We start from the raw sequence: 23,863 nt of genomic DNA, 5'->3' as shown, positions 1-23,863 counted from the left end.
CGCTTGTGGATTATACAGTACCTGCTGATTATGGATGTGTAAACATCTGGATGGCTAAATGGGAAATATGACGATGACAATTTTAAATCACACACTGGGTTTTCCGCGTGTAGGTCTGAAACGTGAACTGAAAAAAGCACAAGAAAGTTACTGGGCAGGCAACTCCACGCAAGAAGAACTGCTCAATGTGGGTCGTGAATTGCGCGCCCGCCATTGGCAACAGCAGCAGCAAGCAGGTATTGATTTGGTGCCGGTCGGTGACTTCGCGTGGTATGACCATGTATTGACCACCAGCCTGCTGTTGGGCAACGTCCCAGAGCGCCATCAAAATACAGATGGTTCTATTGATTTGGATACGCTCTTCCGTATTGGCCGTGGCCGTGCACCAACCGGTAAGCCTGCGGCAGCGGCGGAAATGACGAAATGGTTTAACACCAATTATCACTACATGGTGCCAGAGTTCCAACTAGGTCAGCAGTTCAAACTGGGCTGGACTCAACTGCTGGATGAGGTGGACGAAGCGCTGGCATTAGGTCACAAAATCAAACCAGTATTGTTGGGCCCGGTAACGTATCTGTGGCTGGGTAAAGTTAAAGGCGAGCAGTTTGACCGCCTCTCTCTGCTGCAAGATATCCTCCCGGTGTACCAACAAGTGCTGGCTGAATTAGCGAAACGTGGCATTGAGTGGGTACAGATTGACGAACCTGCATTGGTACTGGAGTTACCACCAGAGTGGCTGGACGCTTATCAGTCGGCTTATCAGGCGCTGGAAGGCAAGGTTAAATTGTTGCTGACCACCTATTTCGACAGCATCGGCCATAACCTTGACGTTATCCGTGAGTTACCAGTGCAAGGTCTGCATGTTGATGTGGTTGCAGGCAAAGATGATATTGCTGTTCTGGATGCAAAATTGCCAACAGGGTGGCTGCTCTCGCTGGGGGTGATTAATGGCCGTAACGTGTGGCGTGCAGACCTTAGCAACTGGTTCGAACGCCTGCAACCACAGGCTAATAGCCGCCAACTCTGGCTGGGTAGCTCTTGCTCCTTATTACACAGCCCGATTGATTTAAGTGAAGAAACACGTCTTGATGCAGAAGTGAAAAGCTGGTTTGCCTTTGCGCTGCAAAAATGCGCTGAATTGGCATTATTAACACAAGCGTTAAACACGCCGAGCGAAGCCAAATTGGCTGAGCTGGCAGCGTACAGTGCACCGATCCGTGCCCGTCAATCTTCCAGCCGTGTACATAATACGCAGGTGGAACAACGTCTGGCGGCCATTACTGCGCAGGATATTGAACGCCAACTGCCTTATGAAGGCCGAGCTGAAGCGCAGCGTAAGCGCTTTAACTTACCAGCCTGGCCAACCACCACTATCGGCTCATTCCCGCAAACCACCGAGATCCGTGGTCTGCGTCTGGACTTCAAGCAAGGCCGTTTGGATGGAAAAAACTACCGCACCGGTATCAGCGAACATATCAAGCAAGCCATTGCTGAACAAGAGCGTTTAGGTCTGGACGTACTGGTTCATGGCGAAGCAGAACGTAATGATATGGTTGAATATTTTGGCGAACATCTGGATGGATTCGTTTTTACCCAAAATGGTTGGGTGCAGAGCTACGGTTCCCGTTGTGTTAAGCCGCCGGTCATTATTGGTGATATCAGCCGCCCGCAAGCTATCACGGTTGAATGGGCCAAATATGCTCAATCGCTGACGGATAAACCAGTAAAAGGCATGTTGACCGGCCCGGTCACTATCCTGTGTTGGTCATTCCCGCGCGAAGATGTCAGCCGTGAAACCATCGCCAAACAGATTGCTCTGTCGCTGCGTGATGAAGTGGAAGATCTGGAGAAAGCCGGGATTGGCATCATCCAGATTGATGAGCCTGCGCTACGTGAAGGCTTACCTCTGCGCCGTGCCGATTGGCAAGCGTATCTACAATGGGCCGTCGATGCCTTTAAACTGAATGCGGCTGTCGCGCAGAATGACACCCAGATTCACACTCATATGTGTTATTGCGAGTTTAATGACATCATGGATTCCATTGCTGCGCTGGATGCCGATGTGATTACCATCGAAACCTCTCGCTCCGATATGGAATTGCTCGAATCATTCGAAGATTTTGCTTATCCGAATGAAATTGGGCCCGGCGTTTATGATATTCACTCACCGAATGTGCCAAGTGTGGAGTGGATTGAAGCATTACTACGTAAAGCCGCTCAACGTATCCCGGCAGAACGTTTGTGGGTTAACCCGGATTGTGGTTTGAAAACCCGTGGTTGGCCAGAAACCCGTCAGGCACTGGCAAACATGGTACTGGCTGCGCAGCGTTTGCGTGCAGAACAGCTCTGATGATATCTCGGTCTAATCGTTAAATTCTGGGCGCATCTCGCGCCCTTTTTATTGCCGTTATTTCACGTCTTCAGATATGGGATTGGCGGCAACACCATGTTGATCAAACCAATCGAGCATCCGTTGCCAGCCATCCAGTGCGGATTCGGCGTGATAACTTGGGCGGTAGTCAGCATTAAAAGCATGCCCAGCATCTGGATAAACAATGATTTCTGCATCGGCATTTGCTGCACGCAATGCCTGACGCATAGTATCGATATGTTCTTGCGTAATACTGCCATCTTTGCCGCCATACAACCCTAGCACCGGAGCATTGAGATCAACCGCGACATCAACCGGAGATTTGGGTAACAGTAAGGTTTTTTCACCGACCAGTTTGCCATACCAAGCCACTGCCGCTTTTAACTGTGGGTTATGGGCCGCATACAACCACGCAATCCGCCCACCCCAGCAAAATCCGGTAATGGCCAGTTTACTGGTATCCCCACCATGGCGTGATGCCCAATGCGCCGCATGATCAAGATCCACCATAACCTGACGGTCTGGCACTTTACCCACCAGATTTTTCACTAATGCATTGATGTCATCATATTCTTTGGCATCGCCTTGGCGGAAGAACAGCTCAGGTGCAATGGCCAGATAACCCTGTTTCGCTAGTCTGCGGCAGATATCCTGAATATGCTCATGTACGCCAAAGATTTCTTGCACGACAATAACCACCGGATATGGCCCGTTTTGCTGGGCCGGTTTGGCAATATAGGCCGGTAATTCATCGCCCTGAGACGGAATGGTGGTTTCTGTGCAGTGAATACCTTGTTGATCGGTATGGCGGGTCGTCGAGGCCAGTGGGCCTACCGCAGAGGTGAAACCGCCTGCCGCCTGCCTGGGAGTCATAAGTTGATCAGTTTTCACTGTGGTCTCCTTGCGATATGAGAAAAAATTACCGAGTTGAATTACCCATTACTCCCTGATTTTTGCTATTGCCGAGTTTAACTATAGGTAATCTTTGAGATTAATGAGATCAGGTTTTTTGTAATTATAATTTTTGGTGATTTATATCTTGAATTTTATAATTCAGACAAATAGTTGATAGAGTTTAACAATCGATAGAAGTTAGCAATTGATAGAAGTTAGCAATTGATAGCAGAATATTGGTCTATCATTCTTGCTTATAGAGAAATATACCTGTCGTACCTGGCGTTGCAGTGGTGTTAGCTGCAACTGTAATCAGCTTGGGTATAATTGTCATTTTTCGCCAGCTTGGTCTAAAAAATAGTCTTAATTGCCATTAAATGTGATTTTAATCACATTTAAAATGTATCGTGTAATTCATTTCTTTTGGCAAAGTGACTGTCATCACGAAATAAGGTGGCGATTTTGAGTAAAGTATTTCTTTGCACCCCCCCTACAACATCTCTCATGAAAGAGGACTCTCACACATGGCTAAATCTGACGTTTTTCACTTGGGCCTGACTAAAAATGATCTGCAAGGGGCGACTCTGGCTATCGTTCCGGGTGATCCACAGCGTGTTGAGAAAATCGCTAAATTGATGGATAACCCAGTACATTTGGCCTCTCATCGTGAATTTACTTCGTGGCGCGCCGAATTGGATGGCAAAGCAGTGATCGTCTGCTCAACGGGTATCGGTGGCCCATCGACTTCTATTGCGGTTGAAGAGCTGGCACAGCTTGGTGTACGGACTTTCCTACGTATTGGTACCACTGGTGCTATTCAGCCACATATTAATGTTGGTGATGTGTTGGTTACCACCGCCGCTGTGCGTTTAGACGGAGCCAGCCTGCATTTTGCGCCGATGGAGTTCCCAGCAGTGGCTGACTTTACCTGCACCACTGCATTAGTTAATGCTGCCAAATCAGTGGGGGCGACTACTCATATTGGTGTGACCGCCTCTTCCGATACCTTCTATCCGGGGCAAGAGCGTTATGACACCTTCTCTGGCCGTGTTGTCAGCCGTTTTAAAGGCTCCATGGAAGAATGGCAATCTATGGGCGTGATGAATTATGAAATGGAATCTGCAACCTTGCTCACCATGTGTGCCAGCCAGGGCTTGCGCGCCGGCATGGTCGCAGGGGTAATTGTAAACCGCACCCAGCAAGAGATCCCAAACGAAGAAACTATGAAAGCGACTGAAAGTGACGCGGTGAAAATTGTGGTAGAAGCCGCTCGTCATTTGATCTAGGCCCGCCGTCCGACGATTGGCGAGTCAACAAACCGTCTATTATCGGGTCAGCTTTCTGGCCCGTTTTTTATTTCTCCGCTTTATCTGGTAAGGTCATCACTCTTATAAAGAACAATAATAAGAGGAAAATATGACGAAAACTGCTCTATCCCATCCCTCCCTAATCGCACTTGATGGCGGTATTAATTTTCGTGACCTTGGCGGTAATCAGGCTGCTGATGGGCGGCGTATCAAGCGCGGATTGCTATTCCGCTCAGGTTCACTCGACCGCTTAAGTACCAGAGATTGTGATTTCCTCAGTAGTGGCTCCGTCGCTCAAATTCTTGATTATCGCGATGCTGATGAAGTTCAGGCCAAACCCGATGTGGTATGGCACGGAGCCAGTTATCATAATATTCCAGCCAATCCGTTGAGCAGTGAAGTCAACGCCAATTTGGAAAAGCTGACTAACGAGACATTAGCGGCATTTGATGCCCGTGGTTTTATGTTAGAGCTTTATCGCCGGCTGCCTTTTAATAATCAAGCCTATAAACAACTGGTTGAATTGTTGCAAAATTGCGCATCTTCGGAGCATGCTGCTGCGGGTGTGGTACAACATTGTGCTGTCGGGAAAGACCGTACTGGTATTGGTTCTGCACTGGTGTTATTTGCCTTGGGTGCCGATGAATCGACGGTATTGGAAGATTATCTGTTGACTGAAACCACTCTGGCCCCTTTTCGTGAACATATGCTGGCAGAGTTGGCACTCAAACTGAATGACCAAGCGTTAGGACAATTCGCTTTTGTCTTATCGGCCAAAGAAGAGTTTATTCAAACGGCTCTGCGTAGCATTGAAGAGCGTTATAGTAGCCGTGAGCACTGGCTGCAACAGGAGTTTGGTCTTGGTAGCGCTGAGCGCGAAAAGTTACAGTCCTATTTTTTAGAGTAGTGGTTTATCTACCCGGAATATTTCTGATCTTTATGGTATTGAGTCACCACTGGGTGGCTCTTTTTAACCGCTTAATGATACAAACTACCGCTTAACCAGATCGCTGATATTTCTCTTAGGGCCCAGGCGTATGTTAACGCCTGACAAATTCCCTGGAGAGAATGCTCATGCAACATGCGATTACCTTTGTTATCGCTTCAGCGTGTATCCTTATGATCTGCTACCGTTTATACGGTATCTTTTTTGTTCGTAAGGTTTTGCGCGTCGATGACAGTGAAGTAACACCTTCCCACACCTTCGAAGATGGTAAAGATTACGTTCCAACTAAAAAATGGGTGAACTTTGGTAGCCACTTTGCGGCAATCGCTGCGGCTGGTCCATTGGTCGGCCCTGTGCTGGCAGCCCAATATGGTTATTTACCTGGTTTTCTGTGGTTGCTGATCGGTTGTGTGATCGGCGGCGCGGTTCACGATACGGTTGTTCTGTTTGCTTCCATGAAACATCAGGGGAAATCCCTGTCGGAAGTGGCAAAATCAGAGCTTGGCCCGGTTGCTGGCTGGTGTACCGGTCTGGCAATGTTGTTCATCATTACTATTACCATGGCCGGGTTGTCGATGGTGGTGGTACATGCACTGGAACGTAACCCTTGGGGTACTTTCGCCGTGTTCATGACAATCCCTATCGCTATCTGCGTTGGCTTATGGGAGCGCATGACTGGCAGCATGAAGGGCGCTTCTTATGTCGGTATCGCTGCTATCATGGTGTGCGTATTTGTCGGCCCTTATATTGAAGGAACCTGGCTGGGCGATTGGTTAATGCTGAAAGCGGATACCGTCAGTATCATTCTGCCAATGTATGCTTTCTTTGCGACCGCCCTCCCAGTGTGGATGCTATTAACCCCTCGTGGTTACCTTTCCAGCTTTATGAAGATCGGTGTATTCGGTGCGTTGATTGTTGGGGTTGTATTTATTAACCCTGAAATTCAATTCCCAGCATTGACCCAGTTTATTCATGGTGGAGGCCCGGTTCTGGCAGGCCCAGTCTGGCCGTTTATCTCTATTACCATTGCCTGTGGTGCCATTTCTGGTTTCCATGCCTTTATTGGCTCAGGGACAACACCAAAACAGATCGACAAATGGAGTGATATCTTACCCGTCGGCTTTGGTGCGATGCTGGCCGAATGTATGGTTGGGGTTATGGCCTTGATCGCGGCGACCTCCTTGCATCCTGCTGACTACTTTGCGATTAACTCTTCCGCTGAAGCCTGGAGTATGCTCGGTATGGAAGTGGTGAACCTGCCAAAACTGAGTCAGGAAATTGGCCTGGATCTCTATGGTCGTACCGGTGGTGCGGTAACCTTAGCTGTTGGTATGACGGATATCTTCATTCGTGTGCCATGGTTCAGCAGTCTGGCGGCTTACTTCTTCCAATTTGTTGTTATGTTTGAAGCGGTATTTATTCTGACCGCTGTTGACTCCGGCACGCGTGTTGCTCGTTACCTGCTGCAAGACTTCTTAGGTGATATTTGGGCACCACTGAAACGTACTGATTGGTTACCAGGTACATTGGCATGCAGTGTTATTGCCTGCGCACTGTGGGGTTACCTGCTTAACTCAGGTGATATCAACTCTGTCTGGGCGTTATTCGGCGTATCAAACCAATTAATGGCTTCTGTTGGTTTAATCATTGGTGCCACTATTATTCTGCGGTTGGCAACCAAACGTATTTACATGCTGACCTGTGTTATCCCACTGGCCTATCTGTTTGTAACCGTAAATTATGCTGGTTACTGGATGATCACTCACGTGTATTTCAACTCAGCAGCTAAGGGCTACAATCTGTTCAATGGCATCATCTCGATTATTATGATGACACTGGGCGTCATTATCCTGATATCAGCACTGAAAAAATGGCGTGAACTGTGGATCCGCCGCTCTGCTGAAATGGCTGGCAATAAAGTAGTGACGGCTAACGCCTGATATCTTTGATTCATTGCATTAACCTGCACTCTTTCTTACTTGAAGTTGCAGTGTGGCCAGTGGCTCCGGCTTAAACGAATCACTGACTTGAGTCAGATTATTAGGATTCGTTCGTTGGCAGCCTTGCTGTAACGGCAATGATCTTGAGTCTATAAACGGTCGGAATCTTCCGGCCGTTTATTTTTTGTTAAACAAAGATCACGACACATTGGGTATGCTAATAGCAACTATGTTGCTAACAGGAAAATGCATGTGACCCTGAATGATGTCATTACTATCATTATCGATTTTGTTCGTGAACACGAAGCATGGGCCATTCCTATCGTCTTTATCCTGGCTTTTGGTGAGTCGCTAGCTTTTCTTTCTTTACTGCTACCTGCAACGGTCATCTTGCTCGGATTGGGGGCGCTTATCGGTGAAAGTGGTATCTCTTTCTGGCCAATTTGGGCCGCTGCAGCGGCCGGTGCTTTCTTTGGCGATTGGCTCTCTTATTGGATTGGTGTCCATTACAAAGACCGAGTAGGCACTTTGTGGCCACTTTCCCGCAATCCTCAGTTACTCGTTCGTGGCCATGCATTCTTTGAGCGTTGGGGATTCTTTGGCGCGTTTATTGGCCGCTTCTTTGGCCCACTACGCGCAGTTGTTCCTTTGGTTGCCGGGATCTGTGCTATGCCAAAGTTCTATTTTCAGTTAGCCAACATCACTTCCGCTCTAATTTGGGCCTTCGGTATTCTGGCTCCGGGCGCGTTCGGCATTCAATGGCTATCTCACTGGATAGATTAAGTACGTAAGTGGTTCGCCGTTCGTCAATGGATAGCTGTTTTAACCTATTTTGGGTCGCAAGGTGAGCGTTTTTTGGACTGTGTGTTATTTATGCGCACAGCTTCGCAAGATAGCATGTAACGGAAAAACACTCTGGACATCCATACAGTATCCCCTTACCTTGACTGACAATAGGTTAATGGGGAGATAACCGTGGATATCAGTTTATTTTATGGGCTGGCAGGCTGCCTTATCGGTGGACTTATTGGTTGGCTAATTGCCAGCTTGTACCAGCAACGGAATAAAGCGCAACAGGATATAGAACGGCGATTACTAGAGCAGTCCTTACAGCAGGCGCAGCAGAATATTGTCGAGCTACAAACTGCTTTACAGCACAATGAGCAGCAATTACGGCAAGATGAATTGGAACAACGTAGTTTGCACAGTCAATTGGCAGCAAATGTTGAAAAACTGCAACAGTTAGCTCATTGGCGTAATGAATGTGATCAACTCAATCAAGAACTCCGTGCTCAAAGAGAAGTTAATAGCGCCCAAGAGGCGGAACTGCGCGAAGTCACTATCCGTTTGGAAGAAACGCGTCTGACTGGCGAGGAAAAACAGCGACTCCTCATTAACAGTGAACAGCGGCTGACCACACAATTCGAAAATCTGGCGAACCGCATCTTTGAACAAACTGGCCGTCGTGCGGACGAACAAAATAAACAAAGTCTGGACCGCTTATTACTGCCTTTACGGGAACAGTTGGATGGTTTCCGCCGTCAGGTTCAGGATAGCTTTGGACAGGAAGCCAGAGAGCGCCACACGCTGACCCATGAAATACGCAGTCTGCAACAATTGAATGCTCAAATGGCGCGAGAAGCACTAAACCTGACTAAAGCACTGAAAGGTGATAATAAAACGCAGGGGAACTGGGGGGAAGTCGTTCTGGCTAAAGTGCTTGAAGCTTCTGGGCTGCGTGAAGGTTATGAGTATCAAACTCAGGTAAGTGTAAAGCTTGATAGCAACAGTCGTATGCAGCCAGATGTCATTGTGCGCTTACCACAGGGTAAAGATGTGGTGATTGACGCTAAAATGTCGTTGGTTGCATATGAGCGCTATTTTAATAGCGAAGATGACGCAGAGCGGGAAGTAGCACTCAATGAACATTTATCATCGCTGCGCGCCCATATTAGAATGTTAGGCCGTAAGGATTACCAACAACTTCCAGGGTTGCGGTCGCTTGATTATGTATTGATGTTTATTCCAGTGGAACCTGCATTTCTGGTGGCCATTGATCGCCAGCCAGAGTTGATAAGTGAAGCACTACAGCACAATATTATGTTGGTTAGCCCGACAACATTGCTGGTGGCTTTGCGGACGATTACTAATTTATGGCGTTACGAGCATCAAAGCCAGAATGCACAGCGTATTGCCGATAGGGCAGCCAAACTCTATGACAAGTTGCGCTTATTTGTTGATGATATGGAGTCGTTGGGGCAAAGCCTCGATAAAGCGCACCTAAGTTATCGTCAGGCAATGAACAAACTGTCGCAAGGCCGTGGTAACCTGATTGGGCAAGTAGAAAGTTTTCGTACTCTGGGGGTCGAGGTAAAACGACCTATTAGCCCATTACTGGCAGAAAGAGCCAGCGCTGAGCATCAACCAGAAGGCGATTTAGCGCTATCTGATGATGCTGAGTCAGAGACATATCCAAAGCAATCAGGATTGCAGTAAGGCAACATGAGTGGCACTGCTGAGTTAGCTTATAATCAGTGACGCGGATGAGAGCTGCTAATGCCGCTGTAGTTTTGTGTAAGAAGGATATAAATGATTCGGCACCGCTGAAGTATCAGGGTTAGTTGCATGGTCCTCTTCTGTATGATGTTGAGAATACTGCGAATAAGCAGTTACCTTAATACCAGGTGAGGTGGGGCTTTCATCGGAGTTCTGGTACACTTCCTCGAAAGATTGACTGAAAAGCAGGCACAGAAAATGGTAGATCAGGAGAAGGAAACCACTCATTTTGGTTTCCGCACCGTAGCCAAAGAACAGAAAGAAGGCATGGTGGCAGAAGTTTTTCATTCCGTAGCCGCCAAATACGATCTGATGAATGACCTGATGTCGTTCGGTGTTCACCGTATTTGGAAGCGTTTTACCATTGACTGTAGTGGTGTTCGGCGCGGTCAACGGGTATTAGATCTGGCGGGTGGCACCGGAGATTTAACGGCCAAGTTCTCTCGCCTTGTGGGTGAGCAGGGTGAAGTGGTTCTGGCTGATATCAATGAATCGATGTTGCGTATGGGTAGAGAAAAGCTACGTGACAAAGGTATTGTAGGTAATGTCAGTTATGTGCAGGCTAATGCTGAGGCTTTACCTTTCCCTGATAATTACTTTGATTGTATTACCATTTCATTTGGCCTGAGAAATGTAACCGAAAAAGAAAAAGCCTTACGCTCTATGTTTCGGGTATTAAAGCCCGGTGGTCGTTTGTTGGTTCTCGAATTCTCCAAACCACTTCTGGAACCTTTGAGCAAAGCCTACGATGCTTATTCCTTCCATATTTTGCCCAAGATTGGCGAACTTGTGGCCCAGGACTCTGAAAGTTACCGTTATTTAGCGGAGTCTATTCGGATGCACCCTGATCAAGAAACGCTGAAAGGCATGATGGTAGATGCTGGGTTTGAAAACGTAACCTATTCCAATTTAACCGGTGGCATTGTTGCGTTACATCGGGGCTTTAAGTTTTAACAGGAATATGGCTATGCCGCTAAAATCACTGATATCTAAAACCTTCTCACTGAAACCTATGTTGCTGTCGCAACTCATTACTGCTGCGATAGAAACATCATTAAACAGTGTGCTGTTTCGCGATAAAAGCATGAAGGCTGCACGTTTACGCTTGGTAGGGAAAGTCCTGCGGATCGAGTTACGTGAGATCAATTTTCCTTTGCTGCTGGTATTTAGTGAACGGCAGGTTGATGTGTTAAGTCAATGGGATGGTGATGCGGATTGCATAGTTAAAACGGAAGTTGCTGTGTTGGCAAAACTGCGGGATCGCCAGCAACTTTCACCTTTGATGCGTAGCGGTAAACTGATTGTTGAAGGCGATATACAAGTGGTTCAGCAAGTTGTCGCGCTTTTGGATCTTGCTGAGTGGGATCCGGCTGAGTGGCTGGCGCCCTACATCGGTGATATTGCCGCGGAAACCATCGGGCAGGTTGCGCATAAAAGTAGCTATTTTCTGAGTGGGCAATTGCAGCAGCAACAACACTATCTGGCTGAAGCAATAACCGAAGAATGGAAAGTGGCTCCAGCACCGCTGGAAGTGGTGTGGTTTAACGAAGAGGTTGATGCCACAGCCCGTGCAACTGAGGCATTGAATGCCAGATTGGCAACCATGGAGAAAAAATAATGACGCCAGGAGAACTTCGGCGCCTGTATCTAATTATTCGGGTTTTCTTGAGCTACGGGTTAGATGAGTTAATCCCGAATATCCGTTTGACGTTACCACTACGTATTGGCCGTCATCTGTTTTTCTGGTTGCCGAATCGACATAAAGATAAGCCATTGGGTGAGCGTTTACGCCTTGCCTTACAAGAATTAGGACCAGTCTGGATCAAATTTGGTCAGATGATGTCCACTCGCCGTGATCTCTTCCCACCGGAAATTGCCGATCAACTTGCCCTATTACAAGACCGGGTTGCTTCATTTGATGGCGCACTCGCACGAAAGTATATTGAAATAGCAATGGGTGGGCCATTAGAAACCTGGTTTGACGATTTTGATCAGCAAGCTTTAGCTTCCGCCTCAATTGCTCAGGTACATACGGCGCGTTTAAAAGAGAACGGTCAGGAAGTGGTCCTAAAAGTGATTCGCCCTGATATCTTGCCGATTATCAAAGCAGATGTGCGCTTGATGTACCGGCTGGCTGGCTGGGTACCTAAGTTGTTGCCTGATGGTCGTAGATTACGACCACGCGAAGTGGTGCGTGAATACGAAAAAACCCTGCTTGATGAGCTGAACCTGCTGCGTGAGGCAGCTAATGCTATTCAATTACGTCGTAATTTTGAAGACAGCCCAATGCTCTATATTCCCGAAGTCTATTCCGATTATTGCCGGGAAAGTGTATTGGTGATGGAGCGTATTTACGGCATTCCGGTATCTGATATTACGGCTTTAGAAAGCCAAGGTACCAATATGAAGTTGCTGGCCGAACGTGGGGTTCAAGTCTTCTTCACCCAAGTTTTTCGTGACAGTTTTTTCCATGCAGATATGCATCCGGGGAATATTTTTGTCAGCTATGAGCATCCTCATGATCCACTTTACATCGGTATTGACTGCGGTATTGTAGGCTCACTGAACAAAGCAGATAAGCGCTATCTGGCTGAAAACTTTATTGCTTTTTTTAATAGGGATTATCGGCGGGTTGCGGAACTGCACGTTGATTCAGGCTGGGTTCCCCGTGATACCAATGTTGAGGATTTTGAGTTCGCTATTCGCACCGTTTGTGAACCCATTTTTGAAAAACCACTGGCCGAAATATCGTTTGGACATGTGTTGTTGAATCTCTTTAACACTGCGCGCCGCTTTAATATGGAAGTGCAGCCACAGTTGGTTCTGCTACAAAAAACCTTATTGTATGTCGAAGGCTTGGGTCGTCAGTTATATCCTCAGCTTGATCTCTGGACAACAGCGAAACCGTTCCTGGAAAGCTGGCTACGGGATCAAGTCGGTCTGCCTGCTGTTATCCGGGCATTGAAAGAAAAGGCGCCTTTTTGGGCAGAAAAATTCCCTGAGTTGCCGGAATTGGTTTACGACAGCTTGCAGCAACATAAATTATTACAGCAAAGTGTTGATAAACTAACCACCCAGATGCAAGGTCAGCAACAACGTCAGGGTCAGTCACGGTATTTGTTCGGTGTTGGCGCTACACTATTAGTCAGTGGTACCATTTTATTTTTGGCGGATGCGGTAGAAATCTCTACGGGGTGTATTATCGCAGGCGTATTGGCTTGGTTTATCGGTTGGCGACGAACCAGTTAATTTGTTTATTGCTAAGAGTGCCGGTTAATGGGCGAGAGCATAGCTTGGGCGTTATGTATGAGTGTTATGTAAAAGTTGTTCAAGAAGTCATTCATCAGTTAAAAACGCTATGCGCGAGTTCAAAATGCGGTAAGTTAGATTAGTATCCAAAGAGGCAGTATGACGTATAATGCGGCCCTCTGTGGAATAACCCCTGTAATATAGAGGTGAATGTGATGGGCGGTATAAGTATTTGGCAGTTGTTAATCATTGCCGTGATTGTCGTTCTGCTGTTTGGCACTAACAAACTGCGGACTTTAGGGTCAGACTTGGGTGCATCCATCAAAGGCTTTAAAAAGGCAATTGGTGATGATCCACAGACTCCTCCAACTAACACTGATAAAACCAGCAATGATGCTGATTTTGCAAAATCGATTACTGAAAAACAGCAGCCGGTAGTTAAAGCTGAAGAGTCTAAGAGTCACGACAAAGAGCAGGGATAAGCTGTGTTCGACATCGGGTTTAGTGAACTGCTGCTGGTACTTGTGATCGGCCTAGTCGTGCTTGGGCCGGAAAGATTACCGGTTGCTGTAAGAACGGTTGCCGGTTGGATTCGTACACTACGTTCACTGGCGGCAACCGTACAAAACGAGTTGGCACAAGAACTTAAGATTCAAGAGTTGCAAGACAGCCTGAAAAAAGCAGAACAGGCTGGCTTGCAGAATCTGACACCGGAGTTGAAAGCTTCGATGGATGAACTTAAGGAAGCCGCAGAAGCGCTGAAACGTTCTTATCACTCAGACGTTAGCTCCCAGGCACCGCATACTATCCATAATCCGCTGGTGACTGAGCCGGAAGCGATTCATGATGGTGTTACGCCTGCGGAGTCCGCAACTCAAGTTTCGGCATCACCGCAAATTCCTGATGTCGATAATGCGGGCGCGTTGGTGACAATTAAACCAACTGTTGAAATTGAGCCTGCTGGCGTTGAGAAACCCGTAGTTCAGGTTGAGGAATCTGTTAAGCCTATTCCTACTGTAGCCGGGGATCTTGTGACTGTTACGAGTCCATCCGTAACCAAGGCCCAAACTACCGCAACTGACTCCCATAGCACTGATTCATTCAGTACTGAACAACCTCGAACTCACCAACCTGGCGGCGATCGGTAAACATGGCTGTTGATGATACCCAACCCCTAATCACTCATTTGATAGAACTGCGTAAGCGGCTATTGAATTGCATAATCACTATTTTGGTGGTTTTTCTGGTATTGGTATTTTTTGCCAATGATATTTATCACTTGGTATCAGCACCGTTAATCAAACAGTTGCCCGCCGGTGCCAGTATGATCGCAACAGATGTTGCATCGCCTTTCTTTACCCCGATTAAATTGACCATGATGGTCTCGGTGTTTGTTTCCGCACCGATGATCCTTTATCAGGTGTGGGCTTTCATTGCCCCAGCGTTATATAAGCATGAACGCCGTCTGATGGTGCCGCTGCTTATCTCCAGCAGCCTATTGTTTTATCTGGGTATGGCATTTGCTTACTTTGTGGTTTTCCCGTTAGCTTTTGGTTTTTTTGCCAAAACAGCACCGGAAAGCGTGCTGATTGCCACGGATATCACTAAATACCTTGATTTTGTTATGGCGCTCTTTATGGCTTTTGGTATTTCTTTTGAAGTCCCAATTGCGATAATTCTATTGTGCTGGGCAGGGGTTACAACGCCCGAGGCATTGAAGAAAAAACGCCCTTATGTATTTGTCGGCGCTTTTGTTGTCGGCATGCTTCTCACCCCGCCTGATGTGCTGTCTCAGACATTATTGGCTATCCCGATGTATCTGCTATTTGAGGTTGGGGTGTTCTTTGCTCGTTTTTATACGGGTAAGCAACGCCGGGTAGATATTGACGAAGAGGATGAAGAAGCGGATAGCCATCCGAAAGTGCCTTAAATCTGTGGGTATATGCCTGGATATTTTAGCCGCCCTTTGAGGCGGCTTCTGTTTTGGAACGCTCATGTTTGATATTGGTGTGAATTTAACCAGCGCGCAATTTGCCAAAGATTACGATCAAGTGGTCAACAGAGCCAAAAATGCTGCAGTTACCGGTATGCTTATTACGGGTACGGATGCTGAAGAAAGCCAGGCAGCACTGGAGCTTACCCTTGCCTATCCTGGCTACTGCTGGTCAACTGCGGGTGTTCATCCCCATCAGGCGAGTTGTTGGCAAATAGATGTTGAACAGCAAATCAGATTATTAGCCGCGAATGCTGCAGTAGTCGCTATTGGTGAATGCGGACTGGATTTTAACCGCAATTTCTCTACTCCAGTAGCACAAGAAGTCGCATTTACTGCACAACTGGCGCTGGCTGCCGAACTCGAACTGCCGGTGTTTTTACATTGCCGCGATGCTCACGAACGTTTCATTGCCTTGCTTGCGCCTTGGCTAGATAAACTCCCCGCTGCGGTTGTGCATTGTTTTACTGGCACGGCTGATGAGTTGGACTCTTGTCTGGCATTAGGCTTATCTATTGGTATTACCGGTTGGGTGTGCGATGAGCGTCGTGGTCTTGAGCTACGGGCGTTACTGCCACGTATTCCTGTTCAGCAATTGTTGCTAGAAACAGATGCCCCCTATTTATTGCCAAGGGATTTACATCCTAAGCCGGCATCCCGCCGCAATGAACCCTGCTTTCTACCCCATATCGTCCAGCAGGTTGCTGTCTGGCGACAAGAAGACCCTAAATGGCTGGGGCAGAAAACTGATGAAAACGCCCGCCGGATTTTCCGGTTGGTTTGAGTTAGGAGAACAAGATGAGCTATGCATTTCCGGGCACCTTCCCTGGTCGCCGTATGCGCCGTGTGCGCCGTCATGATTTCAGTCGTCGTCTGGTCGCAGAGAATCAGCTGACAGTCAATGACCTGATCTATCCGGTGTTTGTTATGGAGGGGACCAACCAGCAGCAAGCCGTCCCGTCAATGCCGGGTGTTTCACGTATGACGATCGATCTGCTAGTGAAAGAAGCTGAGGCCATAGCTAAGCTAGGTGTGCCGGTCATATCGCTGTTTCCAGTTATTGAATCTAGCTTGAAATCATTACATGCCGAAGAAGCCTATAATCCGAATGGCTTGGTACAAAGAACCGTGCGTGCGTTAAAGGACGCAGTACCAGAATTAGGTATCCTTACTGATGTTGCTCTCGATCCTTATACAACCCACGGGCAAGATGGGGTAATTGATACCGATGGTTATGTCATTAATGACATAACTAAAGAGATTTTAGTCCGTCAGGCGTTATCACACGCCGAGGCTGGTGCCGAGATTGTCGCGCCAAGCGACATGATGGATGGACGCATCGGTGCAGTGCGCTCTCAACTAGAGCTACAAGGGTTGGTGAATACGCAAATTATGGCCTATTCAGCGAAATATGCGTCTTGCTATTATGGCCCATTCCGTGATGCCATTGGCTCTAGCAGTAATCTGAAAGGTGGGAATAAGAAAACCTATCAGATGGACCCGGCCAATAGTGATGAGGCTTTACAAGAGATTGCTCAGGACTTGCAGGAAGGTGCTGATATGGTAATGGTTAAGCCGGGGATGCCATATTTGGATGTGGTACGTAGGGTGAAAGATACCTTTGGTGTGCCGACCTTTGCCTATCAGGTGTCAGGCGAATATGCTATGCATATGGCTGCCTTCCAGAATGGCTGGTTGCAAGAGAAACCAACCGTTATGGAGTCTCTGTTGTGCTTTAAGCGTGCCGGTGCTGATGGGGTATTAACTTATTTCGCCAAGCAAGTCGCACAATGGTTATATGACGATCATATGCAACGTTAAGCCACGGGATGGTTGTTGATGAGGTAGGTACCGAGCGTGCCTACCTTGGCAGATATATTATTGCTTTTCGAATTGACGATTATCCAAACTTTGCATCACCTGGCTATTAAGCATGTTCAGTAACAACATTGAGCGCGCTTCACCGTCTGGTTCAGTATAAATCGCCTGTAACCCAGCAAAAACACCCTCAGTGATCGTCACGATATCGCCTGGAACCGGCACCTCTGGATCAATGATTTTATCCGTTGTATGAGATTGCATCTCGGCAATAACAATTGCTGGGATCACCGCGGGTTGTGCGCCAAAACGGACGAAGTGGCTTACACCACGCGTTGCGCTGATTGTTGTGGTGTGAATATGTTCAGGATCGAACTCCACAAACAGATAGTTAGGGAATAAGGGCTCAGTCGCCTCAGTGCGTTTCCCTCGCACTATCTTTTCGATAGTCACTATCGGTGTCCAGCAATCCACAGTTTGCCGCTCTAAATGTTCCTTGGCGCGCAAAAGCTGACCACGTTTACAATATAATAAATGCCAGTGTTTCATAATTTCACATGCCTTTAAGTACTACTTGGCAGCATAACAAAAGTAGAAGGATATATATAGAGAGGAAGAATACATCAGTTCAGGATATATAGTTTGTTATACAAAGATTTAGTCTATTTTATATCGACAAAATCATATTTGTACTGATGATAATTAGCGATAAATTGCAGCATGATATTTTTTTGAGTGAGCCTGTATTCATTTTTAACAAAAAGACAGCAACTGCTATAAAGACAGCCTATAATGGCGCATCACATAGCCGCCGAAATGATCAGCATGAAATACCGTGACTTACGTGACTTCCTCTCGTTGCTGGAACAGAGGGGTGAACTTAAACGTATTAGCCAGCCCATTGATCCCTATCTGGAAATGACAGAAATTGCCGACCGTACCTTACGCGCTGGTGGGCCTGCATTACTGTTTGAAAATCCTAAGGGTTACACAATGCCCGTATTGTGTAACTTGTTTGGCACGGCCAAACGGGTTGCCATGGGCATGGGGCAAGAAGATGTCAGCGCACTGCGAGATGTTGGCAAGTTGTTGGCTTTCCTGAAAGAGCCGGATCCGCCGAAAGGTTTCCGTGATTTATTCGATAAACTGCCGAAATTTAAGCAAGTGTTGAATATGCCAACGAAATGCTTGAGTTCGGCTCCTTGTCAGGAGCAAGTTTGGCAGGGCGATGATGTCGATCTTAGCCGCATTCCAGTTATGCATTGCTGGCCTGAGGATGCAGCTCCGTTAGTATCGTGGGGGCTGACTATTACGCGTGGCCCGCATAAAGAGCGGCAAAACCTGGGTATCTACCGCCAACAAGTGTTGGGTAAAAACAGATTAATTATGCGCTGGTTATCCCATCGTGGCGGCGCTTTGGACTATCAAGAGTGGTGTGAAGCACACCCTGGTGAACGTTTCCCCGTCGCCGTCGCCTTGGGCGCAGATCCTGCGACTATTCTGGCTGCGGTAACCCCGGTCCCCGATACGCTGTCTGAATATGCTTTTGCCGGTTTGTTGCGCGGGCATAAAACAGAGGTCGTAAAGTGCCTTTCCAACTCACTTGAAGTTCCTGCGAGTGCAGAAATTGTATTGGAAGGATATATTGAGCAGGGTGATATGGCGCCAGAAGGCCCTTATGGCGACCATACGGGTTATTATAATGAGGTAGATAGCTTCCCTGTTTTTACGGTCACACATATTACTCAGCGCAAAGATGCAATTTACCATTCCACTTATACGGGTCGTCCACCGGATGAACCTGCGGTGATGGGGGTTGCGCTGAATGAAGTGTTTGTTCCTATTTTACAAAAGCAATTCCCGGAAATTGTTGATTTCTATCTTCCGCCCGAGGGGTGCTCATACCGGCTGGCTGTTGTAACCATCAAGAAACAATATGCAGGGCATGCTAAACGCGTAATGATGGGGGTTTGGTCGTTTTTACGTCAGTTTATGTATACAAAATTTGTTATTGTTTGTGATGATGATATTAATGCTCGTGATTGGAATGATGTCATTTGGGCAATTACGACCCGAATGGACCCATCCCGCGATACGGTGTTGATTGAAAATACACCAATAGATTATTTGGATTTCGCTTCACCGGTTTCCGGTTTAGGATCGAAAATGGGGCTGGATGCCACCAATAAGTGGCCTGCTGAGACTTCGCGTGAATGGGGGCGTCCAATTAAAATGGATGAAGACGTTCGCGCCCGTATTGATGCTATTTGGGATGAGCTCGCCATTTTCAGTGACAAAGAGACGAAACGCTAACCGGCGTCGATTTTGTCCTTGGTTTTGCATTTGATGACCCGACAGAGGGAAGGCATGACAACTTTAAGCTGTAAAGTAACCTCCGTAGAGGCCATTACCGATACGGTGTACCGGGTGCAATTGGTGCCTGCATCTGCGTTTTCTTTCCGTGCTGGGCAGTATTTGATGGTAGTAATGGACGAGCGTGATAAGCGCCCATTCTCTATGGCATCCACGCCGTTGCAGCAAGACTTTATCGAGCTGCATATCGGGGCGTCGGAACTGAATCTGTACGCCATGGCAGTGATGGACCGTATTCTGAAAGAGAAAACGCTGGATGTGGATATTCCTCACGGAGATGCATGGTTCCGTGAGGGCAGTGAACGTCCATTGGTCCTGATTGCTGGCGGCACTGGTTTTTCCTATGTGCGTTCAATTTTATTGGCGGCGTTAGCCGAGCAACCTGACCGTGAAGTGTCTGTTTATTGGGGGGGGCGCGAAGCCGTGCATTTATATGATCTAAACGAGCTGGAAGCGCTGTCAATTAAGTATCCACAGTTGAAAGTTATCCCAGTGGTAGAGCAGCCGGAAGATGGGTGGCGTGGCCGCACAGGAACGGTATTGAGTGCTGTATTACAAGACTATGGCTCTCTTGCTGAGCAAGATATCTATATCGCTGGCCGTTTTGAAATGGCTAAAATTGCTCGTGAGCGTTTTTGTGCTGAGCGCGGCGCTCAGGAAGCGCATATCTATGGTGATGCTTTCGCCTTTATCTAATATATCGGTCATATTTGAAGCTGCATCGGTGTTAGCTGCCTTCATGCAACTTGAATTATTTTGGGTATATTAAGATTTTATCCATATTGTTGTTTGTATCGCGGATAAAAAAAGCCCGCCCCTGACAGGCGGGAAAACGGCAACTAAACACCAGGTACAGCGGTTATAAGGGCCTGTATTCAGGCCCTTAATATTTTTCAGGTTAATTCGTTTGGAGGTTATACGCGTTCAAAAATGGTCGCAATGCCTTGGCCTAAACCGATACACATGGTTGCCAAACCGAACTGCACGTCACGGCGTTCCATCAGATTAAGTAAGGTGGTAGAGATACGAGCACCTGAACAACCCAGTGGATGGCCTAATGCAATAGCGCCCCCATTCAGGTTCACTTTGTCATCCATGCTTTCCAGCAGACCCAACCCTTTCAGGCAAGCCAGCGACTGAGCTGCAAACGCTTCGTTTAATTCAAATAAACCAATATCTTCCAAGGTTAGCCCGGCACGTTTTAATGCCAATTGGCTAGCGGGCACGGGGCCATAACCCATGGTCGATGGATCGCAACCCACCACGGCCATTGAGCGAATACGGGCACGCGGTTTTAAACCTAATGATTTAGCTCGGGATTCACTCATGATAAGCATGGCAGAAGCACCGTCGGATAATGCAGATGATGTTGCGGCAGTCACCGTGCCATTGACCGGATCAAAGGCTGGGCGCAATGCTGCCAAACCTGCGAGATTAGTTTCCGGGCGAATAACTTCATCGAAATCAAAACGTTTCAGGATACCATCAGCATCATGCCCATTGGTGGCGACAATCTCACTGGCAAAATGGCCCGCCTGAGTCGCGGCATAAGCGCGTTGGTGAGAGCGAACAGCAAATTCATCTTGAGATTGGCGACTGATATTGTAGATTTTTGCCAGCATTTCAGCAGTTAATCCCATCATTCCGGCGGCTTTCGCCACAGTTCGGCCCATACCTGGATGGAAGTCCACACCGTGATTCATTGGCACATGACCCATATGCTCTACGCCACCAATCAAACTGATTTGTGCATCACCCACCATGATGGCTCTGGCACCATCATGTAAAGCTTGCATTGATGAACCACACAGGCGGTTAACAGTAACGGCCGGTACGCTATGGGGGATTTCTGCCAGTAAAGAAGCATTGCGAGCGATGTTAAAACCCTGCTCCAACGTCTGCTGTACACAACCCCAATAGATATCGTCAATTTCGGCCGCGTTTAGCCCAGGATTACGGCTCAGAACCTCACGCATTAAGTGAGCGGAGAGATCTTCAGCCCGAACCTGACGGAATGCGCCCCCTTTGGAGCGGCCCATCGGTGTACGGACGGCATCAATAATGACTACATTTTCCATATTTTCAGACCTCATGCCGGTTGACTGGTAGAAACATCAAGCAGCGCTGCTGCCACAGGATAATAGCTTTCGTTGTGTTCAGCTTTGGCTCTCAGCCCTACGGGGACTTGATACAGCGCGCCAAGGTGAGCATAGCGCTGGGCCATTTCGACATAGTTTGTACTGCCGATAGTATCGAGATAACGGAACACACCCCCGTGGAAAGGAGGGAAGCCAAGACCATATACCAACGCCATATCACCTTCGGCTGGGCTGGCAATAATGCCTTCTTCTAGGCATCGCACCACTTCATTGATCATCGGTATCATGGTGCGGGCAATAATATCGTCGTCACTGAACTTCTGAATCGGTTGGCTAACTGTTGCCAGCAAGCTATCTACAATTTCGTCATTTTCTTTACGCGGCTTACCTTTTGCATCTTGGGTATAGCGGTAGAAGCCTTGGCCATTTTTTTGGCCAAATCGTTGGTTATCGAACATCACGTCAACCGCATCGCGATAATCTTTGTTCATCCGATCAGGGAAGCCAACGGCCATTACGGCTTGTGCATGGTGTGCGGTATCAATACCCACGACATCTAGCAGATAGGCTGGTCCCATCGGCCAGCCAAACTGTTTTTCCATCACTTTATCGATTTGGCGGAAGTCAGCACCGTCTCTAACCAACATGCTAAACCCAGCCAGATAAGGGAATAACACGCGGTTAACGAAGAAGCCTGGGCAATCATTAACCACTATTGGTGTTTTACCCATTTGTGTGGCGTATGCCACCACCGCAGCGATGGTTTTATCTGAGGTTTTGCTGCCACGAATGATTTCAACCAACGGCATGCGGTGCACGGGGTTGAAGAAGTGCATACCGCAGAAATTCTCAGGGCGTTTAAGTGATTTTGCGAGTTGGTCGATAGGGATTGTAGAGGTATTAGAAGCAAGTACCGTATCTTCGCCGATCAGTGCTTCAGCCTCTGCCAGCACCGCAGCTTTGATTTTGGGATTTTCCACTACCGCTTCCACAATGACCTGAGCACGCTCAATGCCGGTGTAATCCAGAGTGGGTTGGATAGTCGCTAAAATGTTTGCCATTTTCAGACCATCCACTTTGCCGCGTTCCAACTGTTTATTCAGTAACTTGGCCGCTTCGTTCATCCCCAGGGTCAGGGATTTGTCATTAATATCTTTCATAATGACTGGCACACCTTTCAGTGCTGACTGATAGGCAATCCCACCCCCCATAATCCCGGCGCCCAAAACTGCTGCTTGTTTCGGTGCACTAGCACCTTTCGACAGTTTTTTCGCCTGCCCTTTCACAAATTGGTCGTTGAGGAATATCCCAACTAACGCGCGCGCTTCATTGGAACCCGCCAACGGGACAAAACTGTTGGTTTCCAGTTTCAATGCTTCAGCTCGGCCAAGTTTAGCGGCCGCTTCGATGGTTTTTACTGCAACCAGTGGTGCTGGGTAGTGCTTCCCGGCGACTTGCATCACCATGCCTTTAGCAATGGTAAAGCACATGGTCGCTTCAGTTGAATTGAGTTTCAGTGGGTCAAGTTTCGGCTGACGCGCGGCTTTCCAGTTCAGCTTGCCGTCAATCGCCTGTTTCAGCATGATTAGGGCGGCATCGGCCAGTTTTTCGGGGGCGACAACGGCATCAACCAAACCAATTTTTAATGCTTCAGCGGCATTCACATCTTTGCCTGCGGCAATAATTTCTAATGCACTGTCCGCCCCTAACAAACGTGGTAATCGCACGGAGCCGCCAAAGCCTGGCATGATGCCCAACTTGGTTTCCGGCAGACCGATCCGTGTTTCTGGCGAGGCAACACGGAAATCTGTGGCCAGAATACATTCACAGCCACCACCTAATGCATATCCATTGATCGCAGAAATGGTCGGAACCGGTAAATCTTCCAGACGGTTGAAAATATCATTAGCAAAAACCAACCACTGGTGCAGCTTTTCTGGTGGGGCATTAAACAGGGATAAAAACTCGGTGATATCGGCACCGACGATAAAGGCCGCTTTGGCGGAGCGCAACAGCAACCCTTTGAGTTCGCTTTGTTTCTCTAACACCGTTAGGGCTTCACCCAGATTGGCTACAGTTTTAGTATCCAGCTTATTTACTGAACCCGGTGCATCAAACACCAACTCGGCAATGCCGTTTTCCAACCAGTGAAGCTGTAGTGTTTCGCTTTGGTAGAGCATATCTATCTCCTGAATAAGCGCATGTGATCTGGTATGACCAGATATTCAGGAAGTGTGGATATTTTGTTAACGAATTGCAAATAAGAGATTGATTTTTTGCAGTGAAGATCACAGTCATTCAGATGGGGTAATTGATT

Annotated in this window: 20 protein-coding genes; 16 read left to right on the top strand and 4 right to left on the bottom strand. The window is 47.6% G+C overall.

What is annotated here, in order from left to right; all coding sequences use genetic code 11:
* The first annotated feature begins 73 nt into the window (after positions 1-73).
* Positions 74-2,350 (top strand): 5-methyltetrahydropteroyltriglutamate--homocysteine S-methyltransferase, encoded by a 2,277-nt coding sequence (gene metE / locus Q2T71_RS17495; RefSeq protein WP_372560036.1) that lies wholly within the window; start codon positions 74-76, stop codon positions 2,348-2,350.
* Between the two features lie 57 nt (positions 2,351-2,407).
* Here metE and Q2T71_RS17490 read toward each other — a convergent pair whose 3' ends face one another.
* Positions 2,408-3,262 (bottom strand): dienelactone hydrolase family protein, encoded by an 855-nt coding sequence (locus Q2T71_RS17490; protein ID WP_372560035.1) that lies wholly within the window; start codon positions 3,260-3,262, stop codon positions 2,408-2,410.
* A 527-nt stretch (positions 3,263-3,789) separates the two neighbouring features.
* On the opposite strand from Q2T71_RS17490, the gene udp reads away from it, so the two are divergent.
* The 13 genes from udp to hemB all read left to right on the top strand — a co-directional run bounded on the left by udp (position 3,790) and on the right by hemB (position 17,077).
* A complete protein-coding gene (gene udp / locus Q2T71_RS17485; RefSeq protein ID WP_005187884.1) occupies positions 3,790-4,551 on the top strand; it encodes a uridine phosphorylase in 762 nt (253 codons plus the stop codon).
* A 130-nt stretch (positions 4,552-4,681) separates the two neighbouring features.
* On the top strand, positions 4,682-5,479 hold the full coding sequence (locus Q2T71_RS17480) for a tyrosine-protein phosphatase (RefSeq protein ID WP_372560034.1): 798 nt from the start codon (positions 4,682-4,684) through the stop codon (positions 5,477-5,479).
* Positions 5,480-5,646: 167 nt separating this feature from the next.
* Entirely contained in the window at positions 5,647-7,458 is a 1,812-nt protein-coding gene (locus tag Q2T71_RS17475; RefSeq protein ID WP_372560033.1) for a carbon starvation protein A, read from the top strand.
* 252 nt (positions 7,459-7,710) lie between these two features.
* A complete protein-coding gene (locus tag Q2T71_RS17470; protein WP_372560032.1) occupies positions 7,711-8,241 on the top strand; it encodes a DedA family protein in 531 nt (176 codons plus the stop codon).
* Between the two features lie 192 nt (positions 8,242-8,433).
* Entirely contained in the window at positions 8,434-9,954 is a 1,521-nt protein-coding gene (gene rmuC / locus Q2T71_RS17465) for a DNA recombination protein RmuC (protein WP_372560031.1), read from the top strand.
* Positions 9,955-10,212: 258 nt separating this feature from the next.
* The gene (gene ubiE, locus Q2T71_RS17460; RefSeq protein WP_083162004.1) at positions 10,213-10,968 is read left to right on the top strand and encodes a bifunctional demethylmenaquinone methyltransferase/2-methoxy-6-polyprenyl-1,4-benzoquinol methylase UbiE; all 756 of its coding nucleotides are present in this window, start codon (positions 10,213-10,215) and stop codon (positions 10,966-10,968) included.
* Positions 10,969-10,981: 13 nt separating this feature from the next.
* The gene (locus Q2T71_RS17455; RefSeq protein WP_372560030.1) at positions 10,982-11,632 is read left to right on the top strand and encodes an SCP2 domain-containing protein; all 651 of its coding nucleotides are present in this window, start codon (positions 10,982-10,984) and stop codon (positions 11,630-11,632) included.
* Complete coding sequence (ubiB, locus tag Q2T71_RS17450; RefSeq protein WP_372560029.1) at positions 11,632-13,263, top strand: ubiquinone biosynthesis regulatory protein kinase UbiB; 1,632 nt, start codon at positions 11,632-11,634, stop codon at positions 13,261-13,263. The genes Q2T71_RS17455 and ubiB overlap by 1 nt, the downstream gene beginning before the upstream one ends.
* A 215-nt stretch (positions 13,264-13,478) precedes the next feature.
* Positions 13,479-13,745 (top strand): Sec-independent protein translocase subunit TatA, encoded by a 267-nt coding sequence (gene tatA, locus Q2T71_RS17445; protein ID WP_083162010.1) that lies wholly within the window; start codon positions 13,479-13,481, stop codon positions 13,743-13,745.
* A 3-nt stretch (positions 13,746-13,748) separates the two neighbouring features.
* Positions 13,749-14,411, top strand: coding sequence for a Sec-independent protein translocase protein TatB (tatB, locus tag Q2T71_RS17440; RefSeq protein ID WP_372560028.1), 663 nt, complete (start codon positions 13,749-13,751; stop codon positions 14,409-14,411).
* A gap of 2 nt (positions 14,412-14,413) precedes the next feature.
* Complete coding sequence (gene tatC, locus Q2T71_RS17435) at positions 14,414-15,193, top strand: Sec-independent protein translocase subunit TatC (protein ID WP_083162014.1); 780 nt, start codon at positions 14,414-14,416, stop codon at positions 15,191-15,193.
* A 64-nt stretch (positions 15,194-15,257) separates the two neighbouring features.
* A complete protein-coding gene (gene tatD, locus Q2T71_RS17430; protein ID WP_083162016.1) occupies positions 15,258-16,040 on the top strand; it encodes a 3'-5' ssDNA/RNA exonuclease TatD in 783 nt (260 codons plus the stop codon).
* A 14-nt stretch (positions 16,041-16,054) separates the two neighbouring features.
* Positions 16,055-17,077, top strand: a complete 1,023-nt coding sequence (gene hemB / locus Q2T71_RS17425; RefSeq protein WP_372560027.1) for a porphobilinogen synthase — start codon at positions 16,055-16,057, stop codon at positions 17,075-17,077.
* 57 nt (positions 17,078-17,134) lie between these two features.
* On the opposite strand, the gene rfaH is transcribed toward hemB, so the two are convergent.
* Positions 17,135-17,623 (bottom strand): transcription/translation regulatory transformer protein RfaH, encoded by a 489-nt coding sequence (gene rfaH, locus Q2T71_RS17420; protein ID WP_372560026.1) that lies wholly within the window; start codon positions 17,621-17,623, stop codon positions 17,135-17,137.
* 267 nt (positions 17,624-17,890) lie between these two features.
* Between rfaH and ubiD the strand changes: the two genes are divergently transcribed.
* Positions 17,891-19,387, top strand: coding sequence for a 4-hydroxy-3-polyprenylbenzoate decarboxylase (gene ubiD, locus Q2T71_RS17415; RefSeq protein WP_372560665.1), 1,497 nt, complete (start codon positions 17,891-17,893; stop codon positions 19,385-19,387).
* A 54-nt stretch (positions 19,388-19,441) separates the two neighbouring features.
* Complete coding sequence (gene fre, locus Q2T71_RS17410; RefSeq protein ID WP_372560025.1) at positions 19,442-20,143, top strand: NAD(P)H-flavin reductase; 702 nt, start codon at positions 19,442-19,444, stop codon at positions 20,141-20,143.
* Positions 20,144-20,361: 218 nt separating this feature from the next.
* Here fre and fadA read toward each other — a convergent pair whose 3' ends face one another.
* Both fadA and fadB read right to left on the bottom strand, forming a co-directional pair.
* Positions 20,362-21,525, bottom strand: coding sequence for an acetyl-CoA C-acyltransferase FadA (gene fadA, locus Q2T71_RS17405; protein ID WP_372560024.1), 1,164 nt, complete (start codon positions 21,523-21,525; stop codon positions 20,362-20,364).
* 11 nt (positions 21,526-21,536) lie between these two features.
* Positions 21,537-23,726 carry a fatty acid oxidation complex subunit alpha FadB gene (gene fadB / locus Q2T71_RS17400; RefSeq protein ID WP_372560023.1) on the bottom strand — a complete coding sequence of 730 codons (2,190 nt, stop codon included), beginning with the start codon at positions 23,724-23,726 and terminating at the stop codon, positions 21,537-21,539.
* Between the last annotated feature and the right edge of the window lie 137 nt (positions 23,727-23,863).

Source organism: Yersinia sp. 1652 StPb PI (assembly GCF_041538345.1).
Lineage (GTDB): Bacteria > Pseudomonadota > Gammaproteobacteria > Enterobacterales > Enterobacteriaceae > Yersinia > Yersinia enterocolitica_E.
The sequence above is the reverse complement of the archived record's forward strand: the minus strand, read 5'-3'. Positions and strand labels throughout refer to the sequence as shown.

Bases quoted from the DNA above. Each gene is read 5' to 3' on its own strand.
- tatA (WP_083162010.1), top strand. From the start codon at position 13,479: ATGGGCGGTATAAGTATTTGGCAGTTGTTAATCATTGCCGTGATTGTC.
- fre (WP_372560025.1), top strand. From the start codon at position 19,442: ATGACAACTTTAAGCTGTAAAGTAACCTCCGTAGAGGCCATTACCGAT.
- tatC (WP_083162014.1), top strand. From the start codon at position 14,414: ATGGCTGTTGATGATACCCAACCCCTAATCACTCATTTGATAGAACTG.
- hemB (WP_372560027.1), top strand. From the start codon at position 16,055: ATGAGCTATGCATTTCCGGGCACCTTCCCTGGTCGCCGTATGCGCCGT.
- fadB (WP_372560023.1), bottom strand. From the start codon at position 23,726: ATGCTCTACCAAAGCGAAACACTACAGCTTCACTGGTTGGAAAACGGC.
- Q2T71_RS17480 (WP_372560034.1), top strand. From the start codon at position 4,682: ATGACGAAAACTGCTCTATCCCATCCCTCCCTAATCGCACTTGATGGC.
- Q2T71_RS17475 (WP_372560033.1), top strand. From the start codon at position 5,647: ATGCAACATGCGATTACCTTTGTTATCGCTTCAGCGTGTATCCTTATG.
- ubiB (WP_372560029.1), top strand. From the start codon at position 11,632: ATGACGCCAGGAGAACTTCGGCGCCTGTATCTAATTATTCGGGTTTTC.
- ubiE (WP_083162004.1), top strand. From the start codon at position 10,213: ATGGTAGATCAGGAGAAGGAAACCACTCATTTTGGTTTCCGCACCGTA.
- udp (WP_005187884.1), top strand. From the start codon at position 3,790: ATGGCTAAATCTGACGTTTTTCACTTGGGCCTGACTAAAAATGATCTG.
- ubiD (WP_372560665.1), top strand. From the start codon at position 17,891: ATGATCAGCATGAAATACCGTGACTTACGTGACTTCCTCTCGTTGCTG.
- fadA (WP_372560024.1), bottom strand. From the start codon at position 21,525: ATGGAAAATGTAGTCATTATTGATGCCGTCCGTACACCGATGGGCCGC.
- metE (WP_372560036.1), top strand. From the start codon at position 74: ATGACAATTTTAAATCACACACTGGGTTTTCCGCGTGTAGGTCTGAAA.
- Q2T71_RS17455 (WP_372560030.1), top strand. From the start codon at position 10,982: ATGCCGCTAAAATCACTGATATCTAAAACCTTCTCACTGAAACCTATG.
- tatD (WP_083162016.1), top strand. From the start codon at position 15,258: ATGTTTGATATTGGTGTGAATTTAACCAGCGCGCAATTTGCCAAAGAT.
- rfaH (WP_372560026.1), bottom strand. From the start codon at position 17,623: ATGAAACACTGGCATTTATTATATTGTAAACGTGGTCAGCTTTTGCGC.